The organism is Bacillus sp. KH172YL63, from assembly GCF_011398925.1.
GTDB lineage: Bacteria > Bacillota > Bacilli > Bacillales > Bacillaceae_B > Rossellomorea.
This window is the reverse complement of sequence record NZ_AP022842.1, coordinates 624355-641802: the sequence shown is the minus strand read 5'-3', so window position 1 is coordinate 641802 and position 17448 is coordinate 624355. Positions and strand designations below refer to the sequence as shown.

The following is a 17448-nucleotide window of genomic DNA, read 5'->3' as shown; positions in this document are numbered from 1 at the left end:
AAGTGCAGCCTGTAAGACAAAAAAATCCGGACAAACATTCGATTTTCCCCCACGAAAATCGAATGCGTCCGGATTTTTCTTTTATATCATTTATCTTTAAGCAATAAGACAATACAGACTGTTAATCGACGTCCATGCACATCAATTAGCAGCGTAATCACGTTAAATTGTCAGCGTCATTATTTTCCCTTCAATTACTCTTTCTCCGCAATCGGCAGCAAGATCGTCACGGTGGTCCCTTCGCTCACATTGCTGCGGATGGTGAGGGAACCGTGATGCTCTTTGATGATTTTTTGGCAGATCATCAATCCTAGTCCTGTCCCTTTTTCTTTTGTACTGTAGAAAGGTTCACCAAGATGCTTCATCCGTTCAGGCGGGATGCCATTTCCGTTATCCTTGATCAGGATCTTGGCATGCTGATTTTCCTTCTCCAGATGAACGCAGAGAAGACCACCGCCAGGCATGGCTTCCAATGCATTTTTCATGACGTTCAGGATGACCTGCTTCATCTGATGGGCATCACAATCAATTTCCGCTTCTTCAACTGAAAATCTTACATCGACACCTTGCTTCAGGCATTCCATTTTGATGAACTCAACTGAACTTGTCAGCAACGTCGTCAGTGACGTTAACGAAAATTTGACTGCCCTCGGTTTCGCAAGTGCCAGGAATTCATTGGTGATGATTTCGATTCGGTCCAGTTCGCCCTGAATGACACCCAGGTAAAAATCGTCCTCGGCGTTTTCCTTCATGAGCTGAAGGAACCCTTTTAGCGTGGTCAACGGGTTTCTGATTTCGTGGGCAACACCGGCTGCGAGTTGGCCGATCATCGCCAATTGCTCCGATTTCTTCAGTAAATCTTCATTTCGTTTCTTTTCGGATAGGTCCCGTATGATGGCCGAGATTCCGATTAGATTGCCGTTATCGTTAATGATTGGATTCATATTAAAGGCAATTTCGATCGGGGAGCCGTCTTTCCGGTAGCGGACGGTCTCGTAATCTTTGATCCGTTTGCCCGCTTTCACCGTAATCAGGTTTTGTTTGAACTGCCCCACCTGATCTTCCTGATGCAGGAAGGTGATTTCCCTGCCGGTGATTTCATCCTTCGTCCAGCCAAACATCGATTCGAATTGCTGATTGACCTTCAACACTTTGCCTTCCGGGTCAAGAAGGGCGATCCCGTCCCCGGCATGCTCGAAATAGGCTTCGAGCAGCTCTTTTGCTTCTTTCAATTCTTCTTCCATCTTCAACTTTTCCGTGATGTCCTGGCCGAATCCGTAAATTCCGATGACTTTATTTTTGACCCGTATCGGAATATTGGTCACGGCCACATGACTTTTTCCACCTTCTCCATTTTCAAAGGTGGTCACAAATCGGGAGGCTTCTCCTTGAAGGGCGATTTCAAATTGATCGATGGCTGCCTTCTTGCTTCCCTCAGCAATGAAGGTACTGAAGTGGCTGCCGATCATCATCGGTGAGATATGGTTCCACTGGGCTTTCACCGCTGGATTGATTTCCTGGATGATCCCATTCGTGTCGACCATATAAATGTTATCAGGGCTGTATTTCACAATCGATTTATACTTCTGCTCACTCTCGATAAGCTTGCGCTGTATGTCCTTGACAAGTGAAATATCGGAAATCGAACAGATGATTTCTATGACATTTCCATTTTGCAGGATCGGAACGATGGAGGCTAAATACTCCAACTCTTTGTATTCATCTTCATACGTGAGTTCTTCTCCGGTCTCCCATATCCGCTTTAATTTAGGCTGGATCTTTCCGAGATGATGGGAATCGAACACTTCCTGGATAGTTTTCCCGATCACTTTGGAAGGAGTCAGATTCAGTTTTTTCAAAAGCTCACCGGCCGCCATTTCAATAACAAAATCATTGTTCTTCTTTCTTATCTTGTAGGTAATCGTCTTTTGGAGCCTGAGGGTGTTCTCAAGCTCTACTTTCAGGGACATCAGTTCATTTTCATATTTTTTCTTTTCCGTAATATCGTGAAGGATGATTCCGACACTCTCCACCGTTCCATCACTTCTATAATCAGCCGGTGAAATCGTAATATTGCATGTGATTTTCCTGTTGGAAGGCATCCCGAATGTCACTTCTTTACCAGACGTATTATATCCCCTCAATCCGTCCTCCACAAAAGTGATGAAGTCTTCATGCTGAAGGGGCTTCTGGGTGTAAAGGGACTTTCCTAGAATGGCGTCGGATATCTGGAACAGCTCCTGGAATGAATCGTTCATTTCCATCACCCTGCTGTTCATATCAAGGATACATACACAAGTCGGGGTATTATGTATGAGCGATGCATAAATGGCCGATTGGGAATGCCGGGTTTCTCCACCGGGCAGGGGAACATTTTCCCCCGGGGCTTGTGGCACGATCATCACAAGTTCCTTGGAAGACTGGATACTCTTCCGTTTGATACTGTGTGGCTGCCGGTCGATAAAGATCACGTTCTCCCCTTCTTCCAATATTTTTGCAAGGAGATCATGTTCTTCTCTCGCCATCTCTTTCCATTCCCCATTCTCTTCTATGATTGAGGGAGCCGCTATATCAATGATTGCTGCCGGGACTGGGATTGATTCAACGTTCAGTGCATGATAGGGGTGCATATCAACCTAATACCTTCCTTTTCCATAACATTATTTAACACCATCATACCCTACCTCAGACAACATATAAACGACCAATCTCATTTCACACAAAAACCGGACGAGCCGATCCGTCCGGTTTCTCTCTTCTTTATCTTCTGTTATAAAGCCTCTACCTTACTAAGTCCGGCATATTGAAGCGCGATTTCCGCCCCGATTTCTGCATTATGCTTCACAAGTGCGATATTGGCGGTAAGACTTTTTCCAGCGGTTAATTCTTTTACTTTCCCAAGCAGAAAAGGCGTTGTTTCCTTTCCTGTGACTCCCTGTTCCTCCGCATCTTTCAAGGCGAGCTCAATGATCTCGTCCATTTCTTTTTCATCCAAGGCATCTTTTTCAGGAATTGGATTTGCAATCACGACTCCGCCCTTTAAACCAAGATCCCATTTTGCTTTTAACATTTCTGCTGTTTCCAAGCTTGTGTTCACTCTATAATTGACGTCATATGCGCTGTTCCTTGTATAGAAAGCAGGCAGGGAATCGGTCTTATAACCGAGCACCGGCACCCCTTTCGTCTCAAGGTATTCAAGAGTCAAGCCGATGTCCAAAATCGATTTCGCCCCTGCACACACGACCGCTACATTCGACAGGGCCAATTCCTCCAGGTCTGCAGAGATGTCCATTGTCACTTCTGCATTTCGGTGTACTCCTCCAATCCCACCGGTCACAAACACAGGGATGTCTGCAAGCTCAGCACAAATCATCGTGGCAGCAACCGTTGTCGCGCCGTCCTTTTTGGAAGCGAGGATATACGGAAGGTCCCTGCGGCTTGCTTTGATGACTCCTGAAGCCTGCCCGAGATACTCAAGTTCCTCGTGCGATAACCCAATCTTGATCTTTCCGTTTAAAATGGCAATCGTTGCCGGTACTGCCCCCTTTGCCCGAATGATATCTTCCACTTCCCGGGCGGTCTTCACGTTCTGGGGATAAGGCATTCCGTGAGATATGATCGTTGACTCCAATGCAACGATGGCCTTTCCCGTTCTTTTCGCTTCTTTGACTTCCTCTGAATACTCTATATATGACATCATGTCCATCTACTTGTCCTCCTCTATTTCTCCTCTATTAATAATAAAGACTGAATTCTTTTTGAAGCTTACTTTTATTCAATGTCGGTGCGACTGTATATTTTGATTGAAGGGTGATGGATGAACACACCACGCCAATCCGGCAGGCACCATCTGTATCAGAACCCTTCAAATAACCGAAAAGGATCCCTGCCACAAGGGCATCACCTGCCCCGGTCACATCCTCTACATCCACTTTCGGAGGAAGGACGGCCCTTGCTTCTTTATGTGCCGTATAATAAATCAGCCCTTGATCGCCCCTGGTGATGACTGCCCGTTCAACCCCTTTTAAGGTAAGTGCTTTCGCTGCCTTAAAATAGTCACCCTCCGTTTCAATCTTCATATCTAAGTATACTTCCGCTTCCCCTTTATTACAGATGAACCAGGTGACACCTTCCAATGAAAGAGGGAGCTTCTTTACCTTTGGTTCTGAAACCGGGATGATTGTCAGCGGAAGTCCTTCCGAGTGACATCTGCGGATGATGTACTTCAGGACATGCTCTGGAAAATTGGTATCCAGCAGCACCATTTCAGATGATGAAATCAACCCCCATCGCTTTTCAATAAAACCGATGTCAACGCTTTCATAAATATTCATATCAGCCAGTGCAAACATCATTTCTCCATGTTCATCGAGAATCGCCGAATATGTGCCCGTAGATTCATTCAATACTCTATGGGATCCGGAAATATCCGCGAATGACTTTGTTTGCCCCAATAACCAGCTGCCCTCTGTGTCTTCTCCCACTACAGTGATCAAACTGGACTCTCTCCCAAGCCGGCCAAGGTTCTCTGCGATATTCCTCGCCACCCCTCCACTCGTTTGATCGGTCTTCGCAGGGTTTGACGTCCCTGGGATCAAGTCACCATCCAACTGCATCTTCCGGTCGATATTCGCGCCCCCTATGCACGTAATTCCATTTTTCTTCGGGAGCACATAGGCACGGCCCAACAACTTTCCTTGCTTTACAAGGCTCGAGATATACCCCGCCACTGCTGATCTTGATATGCCACTTCTCTCTGAAAGTTCCTGCTGTGTCATAAACGGATTTTCTTCGATGTACGTCAGTAAAAGCTTTTCTTTTTCATTCAAAATTTTCCACCCCTGTAAAGAAAAGTAACTTTTGTTAATATTCTAAACTTTTGTTTTGATTTACACAAGTTGGAAATGACGGGGATGTAAAAAAACTTGCACATCACCCATCCTTCTTTTTTAAACACGAACTTTCATATAATGTGGCTTCATTTTGCAGACCTCTGTTCAAATATGGAGGCTGAATGCATACAAAAAATCCGAATGGATTCGCTCTTCATCAAAGACTGTCGAATCATCATTCGGATTTCCTATTGCCTTAAGAAGTGTGGTTTCAGACTCTTCTCATTATGATATCTTTTTCTCTTTTACCTTACCGGTATCTTTCAGGTAATAGTGTTCGGATGTAAAGAATTCATCGGTCAGTCGCTTGACCTCTTTGCTCAATAGCAGGACCGCGATAATATTCGGTATCAGGATTGCCGCCAATGCCAGGTCAAGGAATTGCCAGATGACTTTCGCCGCTCCAACAGAGCCGAGTACGATGGCAATCGTATACACCAGTTTGATGCCCTGGGCTGCTTTCCAGCCGAATAGGAATTCTGCCTGCTTTGCACCGTAAAAGACGATGACAATAATCGTCGACAGGACGAAGAAGATGAGGGAAACCGTCACCAGAATGCCGCCAAATTCTCCAAAGTAACTGCTGAATGCCTCTGTCGTAAGGGCTGACGGATCATCGAGGGCATTTTCAGCGGTCCACACACCTGATGACAATACAACGAACGCCGTAGCCGTACAGACAATGATTGTATCGATCACGATCCCTATGATTGCCCACAACCCCTGTCTCACCGGATGATCGGTTTGGGCAGCAGCATGGGCAATCGGAGCTGTCCCGAGACCTGCCTCATTGGAGTACAGCCCGCGCGCGAATCCCCAACGGATCGTCTCGGCTACCGCCACCCCGGCGAATCCACCCATTGCCGACATCGGCTGAAAGGCGTTGGAGAAGATCAAGCGGAAGAATTCAGGTACCGCATCCATATTCATGAACAGGATGACCAAGGCTCCTCCTACATAGATCAATGCCATGAACGGAACAAAGATCTCGGTCACTTTACCGATGCGTTTGATTCCTCCGAATACGATCAGGACCACAATGAGGGCGACCACGATGCCTGTGATCAAACTGTTTACATGAAAAGTTTCCTCCACTGTGGATGCCACAGCATTCCCCTGGACCATGACGCTCGGGATCAATTCGATCATCAGGGCAAAGGCAAACCAGACACCGAGCCATCTCATGTTCAATCCTTTTGTCATGTAGTACATCGGACCGCCTACAAATTCACCTTTTTCATTTTTCTCCCTGTACCGAACGGCCAGGACACTTTCCGAAAATTTGAGGGCCATCCCGATGAGGGCGATCACCCACATCCAGAAAACAGCGCCCGGCCCGCCGAACATGATCGCCGCCGGCACACCTACGATATTCGCCGCTCCGATCGTTGACGACAGGGCAGATGTCAGTGCCTGAAGCGGAGTCACCGTTCCTTCACCCTTTGGTTTTTTAAACACGCTCCCCACCGTTTGTTTAAAAATATAAAGCGGGTACCGGAACTGAATGAACTTCAGCAGAAATGTCAGATATAACCCCGTCGCACCCAATACGATGATCAATGGCGGACCCCATAACCATGCAGAAATATCTCCTATGATGTCAAAAAACGTATCCAATGCTGCTCCTCCTTTGGTAGAAACATTGGCTCATCATTGGCGCGGTTATTGGCGAAGAAATGTTATGTATAACTGACTGACCGCATATCCATATGAATGAGCCCATGCCACTAAATGGTCTACCAAACCTTTCCCTTAAAAAGGAAAACCAAAACCTTTTTAAGGAAATGACAGTCGGAGATTTATGATCCATGCTTCCGACATATGCTGACAGATTCCCCCGGAAATATGTCGAATACAAAAAAACCGCAGCCCGGTTAGAGCTGCAGTTTCTTCACGCTATTGTGTGACCCTCGGCAGTATCAATACTTCCACACGACGGTTTTGTCCACGTCCTTCTGCCGTTCCATTATCGGCAATCGGCTCAAATTCCCCGAATCCTTTGGCGCTGAACCACTTCGGATCAAGTTCCGGATTGTGCAGGATGATTTTCATGAAATTGACCGCCCTCATGACGCTCAGTTCCCAGTTGGAATCAAATTCTGCATTCCGGATCGGTACATTATCGGTATGTCCGCTGATGATGATATTCCGGGGCGGATTCATTTCCAGAAGACCGGATAACTCTTCAGCCACTCCCAAATCACTTCCCTGCACCGTCGCAGATCCTGAATCGAACAGGACATTGTCCCTGATTGTCAAAAGCAGTCCTTCGTCGGTCAGCTTTGTGACAAACTGAACTTCAAGGTGATTCGTTTTGATATACGCATTTATTTTTTCCTGAATCTCTTTCAATTCTTCCTGATCCTTGAGGAAAGCCTGCTTGTCCAGTTCGTCTTTGCTTAATTCCTTTTCTTTCTCCTCATCATTTTCTGATGAAGCTGCCTGCTTTTCTTCCTGATCACTAGGCTCTTTAGGAGCCGCCGGACTTGGATATTCCATCATGCCCGATCCCCCGGTAAAGATCTCATTGAAAACCTCTGACAGCTCCTCGAACTTCTTTGCATCCACTGAACTTGATGCATACAGGACGATAAAGAGGGCCAATAACAGTGTAAGTAAATCCGCATACGGAATCAGCCAGGATTCATCCATATGATCATCGTCATGTTTCTTCTTACGCCGCTTCATCCTCATCCCCCTTTAGCAACTGGATCCGTTCACTTGCCGGCAAGTAAGAGGCAAGCTTCTGCTCGATCACCCGCGGAGATTCGCCCTCGATGATCGAAAGGATCCCTTCTACGACCATCATCTTCATCTTCACTTCCACCTTCGACTTTCGTTTCAGCTTATTTGCAAACGGATGCCAAAGGACATATCCGGTGAAAATCCCCAGGAGAGTCGCAACGAATGCTGCTGAAATCGCATGTCCCAGTTCTTCAGTGTTATCCATGTGACTAAGGGCCGCAATCAACCCGATGACGGCACCGAGAACACCGAGTGTCGGGGCATATGTACCTGCCTGTGTGAAGATAAGGGCCCCTGCACTATGCCGCTCTTCCATCGCATCGATTTCCTCATGGAGTACATCCCGGATGTAATCGGCACTTTGACCGTCCACAGCCAAGGAAAGTCCGTCCCTCAAGAAAGGATCGTCCACTTCCTGAGTTTTGGCTTCAAGGGCAAGCAAGCCTTCTTTTCTCGCCAAATCAGCGATCTGTGAGAAAAATTGAATCGTTTGTTTCGGATCCTGCACTTTTTGTTCTTTAAACAAGATGCCGAAAAGCTTTGGTACTTTTTTAATTTCATGGGTTGGAAAGGCAATGACCACTGCCGCAGCCGTCCCCAGTATAATAATCAAAATGGCCGCAGGGTTCAGCAGCGCTACAGGGCTTACACCCTTGAACACCATCCCCACTCCAACCGCTATGATCCCTAATATGAGTCCTATTAAAGACGTTTTATCCATCTGATCGCTCCACCTAACTTCTCGTAGTCTACTTTTAATATCGGATGGAACTTTGGATTATTGAGTGAAAGATGCTTTCAAAATTTTTCTAAAAATTACCGTTTTCCGTTATGAAAGCGCCATCTATTCTTGTCGATATATGGTATAGAGGTGTTTTTTAATTAAAGGAGAGAATTGTCATGAGCCCAAAGCAAGTGAAAGAAGTCGATAATAAGAAAAAGAATCTTCTAATGCTGATCACTTATGGAATCAGCCTCGCAGCAGCCCTGGTGTATTCGATCATCAATGAATCGGGCACGGTTACCGTAACCGCATTTGCATCCCAGCTCGTGTTACTTTCAGGGTATTTTGTTATCCTTCAAATCGTCATGAAGAAACCGCATTTATTTGTATATTTCAGTATTCCGACGATTTATACAATCATGGGGATTTGGGTCTTCCTTGAAGGAGCCAATGCACCAGATTTAATCATCCTGCTCTTTTTAGCAGTGATCTCTGCCATCCATTTCAATACAGTGATCTTCGGCATCGGCTTCACATCGGGACTGATCCTGCTTGTGCTCAATGGTGTACTTGCGCCTGAAGGAGATCCAATCTTCGCCGAATTATTTGTGCCGGCACTCTTAAGCTATGTACTGCTCGGCATCGTCCTCGGGGTCGTCATCCATCTCAACCGGACACAATTTAAACAGCTTCAGGAATTCATCTACCTAACAGAAAGCGAAGGCAAGAAAAAAGAAGACCAGCGCCAATTATTACAGACAGAATTAACGACCATCACCAGCAGCATCCACCAAATCAATGACCAGATCCAAACTCATCTTATGTCTCACGAAGAGATGAAAACCGCTGTGGGCGAAATCTCGGCAGGAAGCGTCACCCAAAGCGACCAGATCAATAATATCGCTTCTGTGACAGAAACGACGATGCGGAAAATGGAGGAAGTCACCAAACTTTCTCAAGATCTTGCGGTTCACTCCACCGATGCAAATGACATTGCCGTTTCAGGAAGTGAGCGGGTCACAGACCTTCAAGAAAACATGATCGAGCTGAAGAATATTATTGAAGGACTCCACCAGACATTCAAGGAGCTCACAAGCAAAATCGAAGAAACCAATACATTCATCGGAAGCATCCAGGACATTACCGATCAAACCAACCTGCTCGCACTGAATGCATCCATCGAAGCAGCGAGGGCCGGTGAAGCAGGACGGGGCTTCAGCATCGTCGCAGACGAAATCCGTAAGCTTGCAGAAATCACACGTAACACGGCTACCCAGATCAACGATAATCTTGCGTCTGTGAACTCTGCAAACTCCACAGCCGTCGAAATCATGAACCTCAGCTCGATGAAACTGAATGAAAATGTAGGGGCGACAAGTGAAGTGACCGACTATTTCACAACCCTTCGTGAAAAGCTTTCAGCACTATCCAGCGAATTCCAGCACTTGACTGATACTGCATCAGATGTAAAGGGACAGACAGAAGAAGCTGAACTTTCGACGAAAGAACTGGCGGCCGTCATCCAACAGGCCTCTGCAGGACTTGAAGAAATCAGTGCCACAATCGAAACCCTTCACGGGGATAACGCGACGATCGCTCAATATGTCCAGGATACAGCCACAAGCGCGGAACGGATTCAACGGAGTGTAGAGGGATAAACTGTGCTATAATAGCGATATTTACGTTTATGAAGGATGTGTCAGTCTTGAAGAAACGACTCACCATAGTCATTCCCATCATGATCATCGTAGCCTTGGCGTCCAACTGGCTCCTCGGCGAACAATACGCTGAAATCCCGGCAGGCTCAAAAACCATGCTGATCATCGGCGGCGCCCTTTTATCCGGGGTAATTTCATTCTTTTTGTTCAAAGAGGATGAGAGATAAGCGTTTTTCCACCAAATAAAAATCCGAACGAGTGATCGAAAGCTCGTTCGGATTTTTTTACGTTTCATCTAAGGACCAGTCTGGAAGGTGTTGCGGGGAGAATTCGTAGGGATTGTACGCCTTTTCCGTGACCTGAATCAGCTAATTCTCCTCTTCATTTCAACAGCTTGCTTTCCAGCTTATGCTCATAATTTTTAAACAGAGAGCTGTTTGTATTGATCCTTTTCTTCGACAACATCCCATTATACTTCAACATTTTCTCATTCAGGCTTTGTTGCAGTTCCTGCCTTTCCCCATCATGATCACATACCTTGATCATGTCTTCGATCCGCAACATTTCTCTCTTCACATTCATCTCTTCCTGAGAAAACCCTGCATTTTTCATCATTCGATGGGCCATCTTCAACTCTTCCGGCACCCCTACATCATCATTCAGATTGAGTGGTTTCCCGAATCCCGGCAGTGCTTTGAAATCCCCGTCTTCATAAGCCTTCTTAATCAAATGTTCAGACACAATCGTTGAAAAGTCCAACTCTATCCCTCCTACACATTCAGCGGCATCGAATCACCTACCTTATTGAAGCGGTGACTCTTCTCCTGTTAACACCAGTATATCCATTGTGACAGTGTGTCGAAAGGATAAGATGAGTCTATTTTCTGACAATTCAACCCACATATTTTAGACGGTGCTGGAAAAACTACATCTATACTATCGTAATCAAAGGAGATGTTGACATGGCACGAGGTAAATCATTCGATTCAAAGAAAAAAGGACATCCAGGAAACTTCCCTCAAAACAGCACATCTGCAAAGCACGCGGAAGATGCTGCCGGGGATGAGGAACTGATTGTAACCCAGGAAGCCTTTAAAAACCGGGAAGATAACGACGAACATCGTTTATAGAAACGAAAAAGCCGGGAATTCCCGGCTTTTTTGTACGTTGAACAGGTTCCTTTTGCATTACGAGACTGTTTATTTTCAAAGTTGGGCAATTTATTTTCAAAATTTGGATTTTATTTTCAAAACTGGACCGTTTATTTTCAAATTCCACAGTTTATTTTCAAAACCCTCACACTGACACCTTTTCCTTCTCTGACAAATCCATTCCCGGGCCAAAAAACTCATACCGGATGGAGGAAACGCCGATTTCCTTCAATGAGGAGATGACATTTCTCATAAACGGCGGGGGGCCGCACACATAACAAATCGTTTTTTCATCCACATACCGCGAAAGGATTTCTGTGGTTATAAAGCCTGTAAAATCACCTTCTGCTTCCTCATACACTGCACAGCTTTGTCCGTTTTCCAATCCGTTCATGAGCTCCCCGACTCTCTCCTTGAATGCATGGACACCTTCATGTTTGCAGGCATGGATAAATGACGTGACCCTTCCAGGGGATCTCCCGGCTATGTATTCAAGCATGCTCATCATCGGTGTGATACCGACGCCTCCGCTGATCAATGCAGCGGGCGAGTCTCCCTCCTCCAAATAAAAATCTCCGGCCGGTGCACTGACCTCTATTTCACTCCCGGCTTCGATCTTTTCATGAAGGAAATTTGAAACCTTTCCTTTCGGATCACATTCAGCTTCTTTTTTGACAGAAATCCTGAAGAAATCCTTCCCAGGTGCGTTCGACAGGCTGTACTGCCTGATAAGTGTGTAAGCTTCACCAGGAATCGTCACCCTCGCTGAAAGGTATTGGCCTGGCAGAAAGTCTGGAAGCACCCCATCTTTCGGCTTAAGAAAGAAAGAGGTGATCACATCGCTTTCCTTCTGCTTTTTTGCGACAACAAACTTTTTAAAGTCCTTATAGCCAGCTGCATTGTACATCTCTTCCTCTACATCGATAAACACTCCGGCTATCACATCATATGCCTCTTTCCATGCATGGAGAATGTCATCTGTCGCAGCATCCTTCAGCACTTCTTTTATCGCTTGAAGAAGATGCTCCCCGACGACCGGATAATGTTCAGGCTTCACGCCTAAACTTCTATGCTTATGTGCAATCTGCTTCACGGCAGGCAAGATCATTTCCAGCTGGTCGATATGCTGTGCCGCTGCATAAATACTATTGGCAAGCGCAGCCTGTTGCCTTCCTTTCGCTTGATTGGCGTGATTGAATAGATTCAACAGCTCCGGATGCTGTGCGAAAAGATTTTTATAAAAGGCAGTTGTAACCTCCCTTCCTCTGTCTTTTAAAATTGGGGCTGTCGATTTCACGATTTCAATGGTTTTAGGAGATAGCATGACGGTCACCTCTAAAGATTTATTTTAAATACATCTTTAAAGTACTCCTCCCTCCGCACTAAAGCAATATCATAAATACATCTTTAATAAAAAAGACACATTTAGACACAAGCTCGTTTCCTTTTGTATAATAAAGAGAACGGAACGGAAAGGTGAGATACATGAGACTAACTTTATACACGGACTACTCATTGAGGGTACTGATCTTTCTGGCATCAAAACCAACGAATGAGCTCTCAAACATAAAGGAAATTGCCGATGCCTATCGCATCTCAAAGAATCACCTGATGAAAGTGACGTATGAATTGGGAAAAATGGGGATGATTGAAACGATCCGCGGAAGAAACGGCGGCATCAAGCTTGCAAAGCCCCCTGAAGCGATAAATATAGGAAAACTCGTACGTGCAACCGAAGAGGACTTTCACCTGGTCGAATGCTTCGACCCAAAGAATAATTCATGCATCATCACGCCGGTATGCGGTTTAAAGCATGTGCTCGGGAAAGCGCTGAGCGCCTATCTTTCTGTCCTTGAGGAATATACCCTTGCCGATATCATCCAGGATCCAATGGAATACCGGTTCCTCTTCCAGGAAAGGCAGCAGGAAGAAAACTTGATGTAAACATGAAAACGCCGCTCTGTGCCGAGCGGCGTTTTCTGATGGGGTCATCCCCTGCTTTCACTGTAACGGAATGTCATGAACACAAACAGTAGGAAGCTGAGTAACAGTGTGCTTCCTCCAACGATATAGAAGACCGTGATGAATCCGGTTGACAGGTTGAACGGATTCAGGTTGTACATCCACATTCCGACCGTCAGTCCGATTGAACCGAGTATTGCCGTCCATACGTGGGCGAATGCCAGTTTAGAAGATTCCGGCACGTGATAGGACCGGTAATAAGACGAATACGCAAACAGACTCAGCCAGCCCACCACTAAAATATGTGCGTGGATGGGCTTGAATGCATACGATCCTGCCCCGGCCATATGAGACCCGAGAAATGCGCCGATAAACCCATAAATGGCCGCCATCCTTAACAATAATACATTCCACTGCATGGTTTCTTCCCCCTTTAGTAACATCATGCTCCACACATTATAATATAGTTGTCCACAGTCCCGCCACGTTCGACCGCAAATACTTTCCGATCCTGTTGCATATGATACATAGATAGGTGTAAACACTTGCAAACCGTGTAGGCACTGATACAATAAGGATGTAATAGAACATTCTGAAAAAGGAGAATACATATGTCCACATTCCAAGAAAATCTTGAAAAATACGCAAGTCTTGCCGTTGAAGTCGGCGTGAATATCCAGAAGGGTCAAACGCTCGTCATCAACACATCCATCGATTCTGCAGAGTTCGTACGTCTCGTAGTAAAAAAAGCCTACGAAGTAGGCGCAAAGCATGTATATGTAAACTGGAGTGACGATATCGTCAACCGCACAAAATACGATCTTGCCCCAAATGAAGCATTCCAGGAGTTCCCTCAGTGGAAAGCACGTGAAGTGGAAGAGCTTGCTGAAGGCGGCGCTGCATTCATGAGCATCGTTTCTTCAAGCCCTGACCTGTTGAAAGGCGTAGATCCTGAACGCATTTCAAACTTCCAAAAAGTGGCCGGAAAAGCGATGTCCAAGTATCGTCAGTTCATCCAATCCGACAAAGTGAGCTGGTGTGTACTCGCTGCCCCTTCAAAAGACTGGGCTGCCAAAGTATTCCCGGATGCTTCTGCAGACGAGCAGGTGGATCTATTATGGGATGCCATCTTCAAAGCAGTGCGTGCCGACCAGGCAGATCCGGTGCAGGCATGGAAAGATCACGATGCCAACCTTCACGAAAAAGTGGAATACCTGAACGAAAAGAACTACAAAAAGCTTCACTACACAGCCCCGGGGACGGACCTTACAATCGAGCTTCCTAAAGGTCATCTGTGGGTCGGTGCCGGCAGCGTGAACGAGCAGGGCACAACATTCATGGCCAATATGCCGACGGAAGAAGTATTCACGGTTCCATTGAAAACGGGCGTGAACGGCACCGTTTCAAGCACGAAGCCGCTCAGCTACGGTGGTAACGTAATCGACAACTTCACCATCACATTCGAAAACGGACGCATCGTGGACGTGAAGGCTGAAGAAGGCGAAGAAATCCTGAAACGCCTTGTCGACACAGACGAAGGCTCTCACTACCTGGGAGAAATCGCCCTTGTCCCTCATCAATCACCGATCTCTCAATCAAATGTGCTGTTCTACAATACATTATTTGATGAGAACGCATCGAACCACCTTGCAATCGGAAATGCATACGCATTCTGTATTGAAGGCGGCAAGAAGATGAGTGAAGAAGAGCTTGAGAAAAACGGCTTGAACAACAGTATCACCCACGTTGACTTTATGATCGGTTCAGACAAGATGAACATCGACGGCGTGAAAGAAGACGGATCAACTGAAGCAGTATTCCGTGATGGCGGATGGGCTTTTAAGTTGAGGTTTTAGAGAGGATCCCCTGGAGAGATGGCTTGGCTGTCTTTTTGGGGGTTTTTTTGTTGGAGTGGTTGTTGAGTGCTTGGTGCTGGTTGACTGAATACTTGCTCCTGGTTGACTGAGCGCTTGGTCAAATGGGTATTTTTTCAAAAAGACGCATATAATCAATTTTTGACGCAATCACACCCTTAAAAGACGCAAATATCAAAAAAACGACGCATAAATTTTTATTTTGACGCAATAAACGGCCAAATCGACGCAATCCACTGCTGACATCACCCACTGCAGCAACATTACAGGTTTCAATTCTGGCAAACTACATGATTAATAGATCATTCTCCTCAAAAAAACAATATCTCCCTCACGAATAATCCCTAAACATGCCCTATCTACCCATACTCCTTCGTCAGCGCGACCGCGGCAATTGTTGCTCCTGCCGCCTGGGCATAGCTGCCGAAAGCGGTGATCAGCAAACCGGTTTCCCGCATTTCTTTTAATATATAAACCTCCCCTATTGCTTCCAACGCGGCGCCCAGTGATTGGAGGCTATTCCCGGCAGCGAGGAGTCTTGCATAATCCCTCGTAATCAAAGTGGCTCCATATGCTTCCAAACCGGCTCCGATTGACTGGATCGTGTCTCCGAAAATATCAAGGTTCAAGCCTTCGAATTCGCTATCTTTAAGCTGCACTTCTGCCGCAATGACGTTGGTCACGTTCCCTGAAGCCTGGATCCAGTCGCCGATCACTCTGTATGTTTCACCGATCGATCCATCGGAAAGCTTTTCTGCTCCTACCGCCTGGAGTGAGTTTCCTGCCGCTTCAAATCCGTTTCCGATAGAGACTAAGCGCAGTCCGACTGGCTCCTGGTTCAATCGTTCTTCCCGGATGATCATCGTTTCCCCGATTGCAGCGATCACCGTTCCGGCCACCTGGGTCCATGCGCCGGTAATGAGAATAAGCCTATCAATCACCTCCGACCACCGTTCCTTTCCACATCAGTACTGTTAATGTATTCAAAAATATGAAAAAGGTATCTTAAGCGTCCGAATCACTCCCAGTCAAAAAATTGAAAATACCAGTAAAGAAGTCTTGTTTATTTTGTCCTGTCGGGCTATGATGTTCTAGTTTAGAGGGGGAGGAAGAATGATGAGGATTCGGGATTGGGACCGTAATTTAAAGGTCCGGCTGTTTGGGGAAGCAGCGATCAACGTTACATTTTGGATGTTTTTTCCGTTTTTGACTATATATTTTGCAGAGTCGTTTGGAAAGCAGACGGCTGGATTATTATTAGTACTTTCACAAGTATTCGCGGTGCTCGCGAATTTAATGGGTGGTTATTGCGCTGACCGTTTCGGACGTAAACGGATGATGGTCATTTCTGCATTTGGACAAGGGCTTGCATTTCTGATCTTTGGGCTCGCCAGTTCACCCTGGCTCGATTCAGCCATGATCGGTTTCATCTGCTTCAGCCTTGTCGGTGTCTTTGGTTCATTTTACTGGCCTGCGAGTCAGGCTATGGTCGCCGATGTTGTGGAGGAGAAGGACCGGAGCCATGTGTTTGCTGTCTTTTACACCTCCATCAATATCGCGGTCGTCATCGGTCCGGTTTTAGGCGGCATATTCTATGTTCACTACCGTTTTCAATTATTGATTGCGGCAGGACTCATCTGCATATTCCTTGCACTTCTTTTATATAAAATGACGAGGGAAACGGCACCGGCAGATCATAGCAAGCTCCTTGTCACTGAAGGAAAAAAGAAAGCCTGGTATGGTGCCATGACGGATCAATTCAGGGATTACAAAGTTATTTTCAATGATAAGACGTTTTTATTATTTATTTTGGCCGGGGTTCTCGTTGGTCAGACGTTCATGCAATTGGACCTGCTGATCCCTGTATATATCAAGGATGTGATGGACCAGGCCACCCTGTTCAGCTTCGGGGACTGGTCGCTGACGCTTGTGAGTGAGCAGGTATTCGGTCTGATCCTGTCTGAAAACGGGTTCCTGGTCGCACTCCTGACGGTTGTCATCACCCGCTGGATCACGAAGTTCCGTGAGCGGAACGTATTCATCCTGTCATCCGTCATCTACGCCATTTCGATCTTTATGTTTGGACAAACGGCGTCGGTATGGATGTTTGTGATCAGTATGGCCGTTTTCACGTTTGCGGAACTGATGACAGCAGGCATCCAGCAGAGCTTCGTCTCAAAGCTTGCACCGGATCATATGCGGGGACAGTACTTTGCCGCGGCGAGCCTCCGTTTCACGATCGCAAGGACAATTGCACCGTTATCGATCACCCTTTCACTTTATGCGGGATATGATTGGACTTTCATCATCCTTTCCATCCTTGCGCTTGTCAGTGCCGCTCTTTTCTACATCATGTTTGAGCGGTTTGAGAAAGAACAGTCGGGTTTGAAAAAAGCGGTTGAATAAAGAAAAGGAATGATCCAGAGCGGATCATTCCTTTCT

General features: G+C 46.2%; 16 protein-coding genes. 6 read left to right on the top strand and 10 right to left on the bottom strand.

Annotation, left to right across the window (positions count from 1 at the left end):
* Window positions 1-194: 194 nt before the first annotated feature.
* From KH172YL63_RS03160 to motA, 6 genes are all read right to left on the bottom strand, one after another.
* On the bottom strand, window positions 195-2630 hold the full coding sequence (locus KH172YL63_RS03160; RefSeq protein WP_173104748.1) for a PAS domain-containing protein: 2436 nt from the start codon (window positions 2628-2630) through the stop codon (window positions 195-197).
* A gap of 140 nt (window positions 2631-2770) precedes the next feature.
* On the bottom strand, window positions 2771-3700 hold the full coding sequence (locus KH172YL63_RS03155) for a pseudouridine-5'-phosphate glycosidase (RefSeq protein WP_173108037.1): 930 nt from the start codon (window positions 3698-3700) through the stop codon (window positions 2771-2773).
* A gap of 34 nt (window positions 3701-3734) precedes the next feature.
* Window positions 3735-4829 carry a carbohydrate kinase gene (locus KH172YL63_RS03150; protein WP_173104747.1) on the bottom strand — a complete coding sequence of 365 codons (1095 nt, stop codon included), beginning with the start codon at window positions 4827-4829 and terminating at the stop codon, window positions 3735-3737.
* 288 nt (window positions 4830-5117) lie between these two features.
* On the bottom strand, window positions 5118-6509 hold the full coding sequence (locus KH172YL63_RS03145; protein WP_173104746.1) for an alanine/glycine:cation symporter family protein: 1392 nt from the start codon (window positions 6507-6509) through the stop codon (window positions 5118-5120).
* A 279-nt stretch (window positions 6510-6788) separates the two neighbouring features.
* Window positions 6789-7580, bottom strand: coding sequence for a flagellar motor protein MotB (gene motB / locus KH172YL63_RS03140; protein ID WP_173104745.1), 792 nt, complete (start codon window positions 7578-7580; stop codon window positions 6789-6791).
* Entirely contained in the window at window positions 7567-8358 is a 792-nt protein-coding gene (gene motA, locus KH172YL63_RS03135; protein WP_173104744.1) for a flagellar motor stator protein MotA, read from the bottom strand. The genes motB and motA overlap by 14 nt, the downstream gene beginning before the upstream one ends.
* A gap of 179 nt (window positions 8359-8537) precedes the next feature.
* Between motA and KH172YL63_RS03130 the strand changes: the two genes are divergently transcribed.
* Together KH172YL63_RS03130 and KH172YL63_RS03125 are read left to right on the top strand one after the other, a co-directional pair.
* Window positions 8538-10019, top strand: coding sequence for a methyl-accepting chemotaxis protein (locus KH172YL63_RS03130; protein ID WP_173104743.1), 1482 nt, complete (start codon window positions 8538-8540; stop codon window positions 10017-10019).
* A gap of 47 nt (window positions 10020-10066) precedes the next feature.
* Entirely contained in the window at window positions 10067-10246 is a 180-nt protein-coding gene (locus tag KH172YL63_RS03125; protein ID WP_173104742.1) for a histidine kinase, read from the top strand.
* A 154-nt stretch (window positions 10247-10400) separates the two neighbouring features.
* Here KH172YL63_RS03125 and KH172YL63_RS03120 read toward each other — a convergent pair whose 3' ends face one another.
* Window positions 10401-10778 carry a DnaJ family domain-containing protein gene (locus KH172YL63_RS03120; protein WP_173104741.1) on the bottom strand — a complete coding sequence of 126 codons (378 nt, stop codon included), beginning with the start codon at window positions 10776-10778 and terminating at the stop codon, window positions 10401-10403.
* A 203-nt stretch (window positions 10779-10981) separates the two neighbouring features.
* Between KH172YL63_RS03120 and KH172YL63_RS03115 the strand changes: the two genes are divergently transcribed.
* Window positions 10982-11149, top strand: coding sequence for a hypothetical protein (locus tag KH172YL63_RS03115; RefSeq protein ID WP_173104740.1), 168 nt, complete (start codon window positions 10982-10984; stop codon window positions 11147-11149).
* 166 nt (window positions 11150-11315) lie between these two features.
* On the opposite strand, the gene hmpA is transcribed toward KH172YL63_RS03115, so the two are convergent.
* Window positions 11316-12494, bottom strand: a complete 1179-nt coding sequence (hmpA, locus tag KH172YL63_RS03110; protein WP_173104739.1) for an NO-inducible flavohemoprotein — start codon at window positions 12492-12494, stop codon at window positions 11316-11318.
* Window positions 12495-12655: 161 nt separating this feature from the next.
* Here hmpA and KH172YL63_RS03105 point away from each other — a divergent pair, with 161 nt between their 5' ends.
* The gene (locus tag KH172YL63_RS03105) at window positions 12656-13114 is read left to right on the top strand and encodes an RrF2 family transcriptional regulator (protein WP_173104738.1); all 459 of its coding nucleotides are present in this window, start codon (window positions 12656-12658) and stop codon (window positions 13112-13114) included.
* 44 nt (window positions 13115-13158) lie between these two features.
* On the opposite strand, the gene KH172YL63_RS03100 is transcribed toward KH172YL63_RS03105, so the two are convergent.
* Window positions 13159-13551, bottom strand: coding sequence for a hypothetical protein (locus KH172YL63_RS03100; protein ID WP_173104737.1), 393 nt, complete (start codon window positions 13549-13551; stop codon window positions 13159-13161).
* A 192-nt stretch (window positions 13552-13743) separates the two neighbouring features.
* On the opposite strand from KH172YL63_RS03100, the gene KH172YL63_RS03095 reads away from it, so the two are divergent.
* On the top strand, window positions 13744-14988 hold the full coding sequence (locus KH172YL63_RS03095; protein ID WP_173104736.1) for an aminopeptidase: 1245 nt from the start codon (window positions 13744-13746) through the stop codon (window positions 14986-14988).
* Window positions 14989-15365: 377 nt separating this feature from the next.
* On the opposite strand, the gene KH172YL63_RS03090 is transcribed toward KH172YL63_RS03095, so the two are convergent.
* Complete coding sequence (locus KH172YL63_RS03090; protein WP_173104735.1) at window positions 15366-15947, bottom strand: DUF6944 family repetitive protein; 582 nt, start codon at window positions 15945-15947, stop codon at window positions 15366-15368.
* A 175-nt stretch (window positions 15948-16122) separates the two neighbouring features.
* On the opposite strand from KH172YL63_RS03090, the gene KH172YL63_RS03085 reads away from it, so the two are divergent.
* Window positions 16123-17412, top strand: a complete 1290-nt coding sequence (locus KH172YL63_RS03085) for an MDR family MFS transporter (protein WP_173108036.1) — start codon at window positions 16123-16125, stop codon at window positions 17410-17412.
* Window positions 17413-17448: the final 36 nt, after the last annotated feature.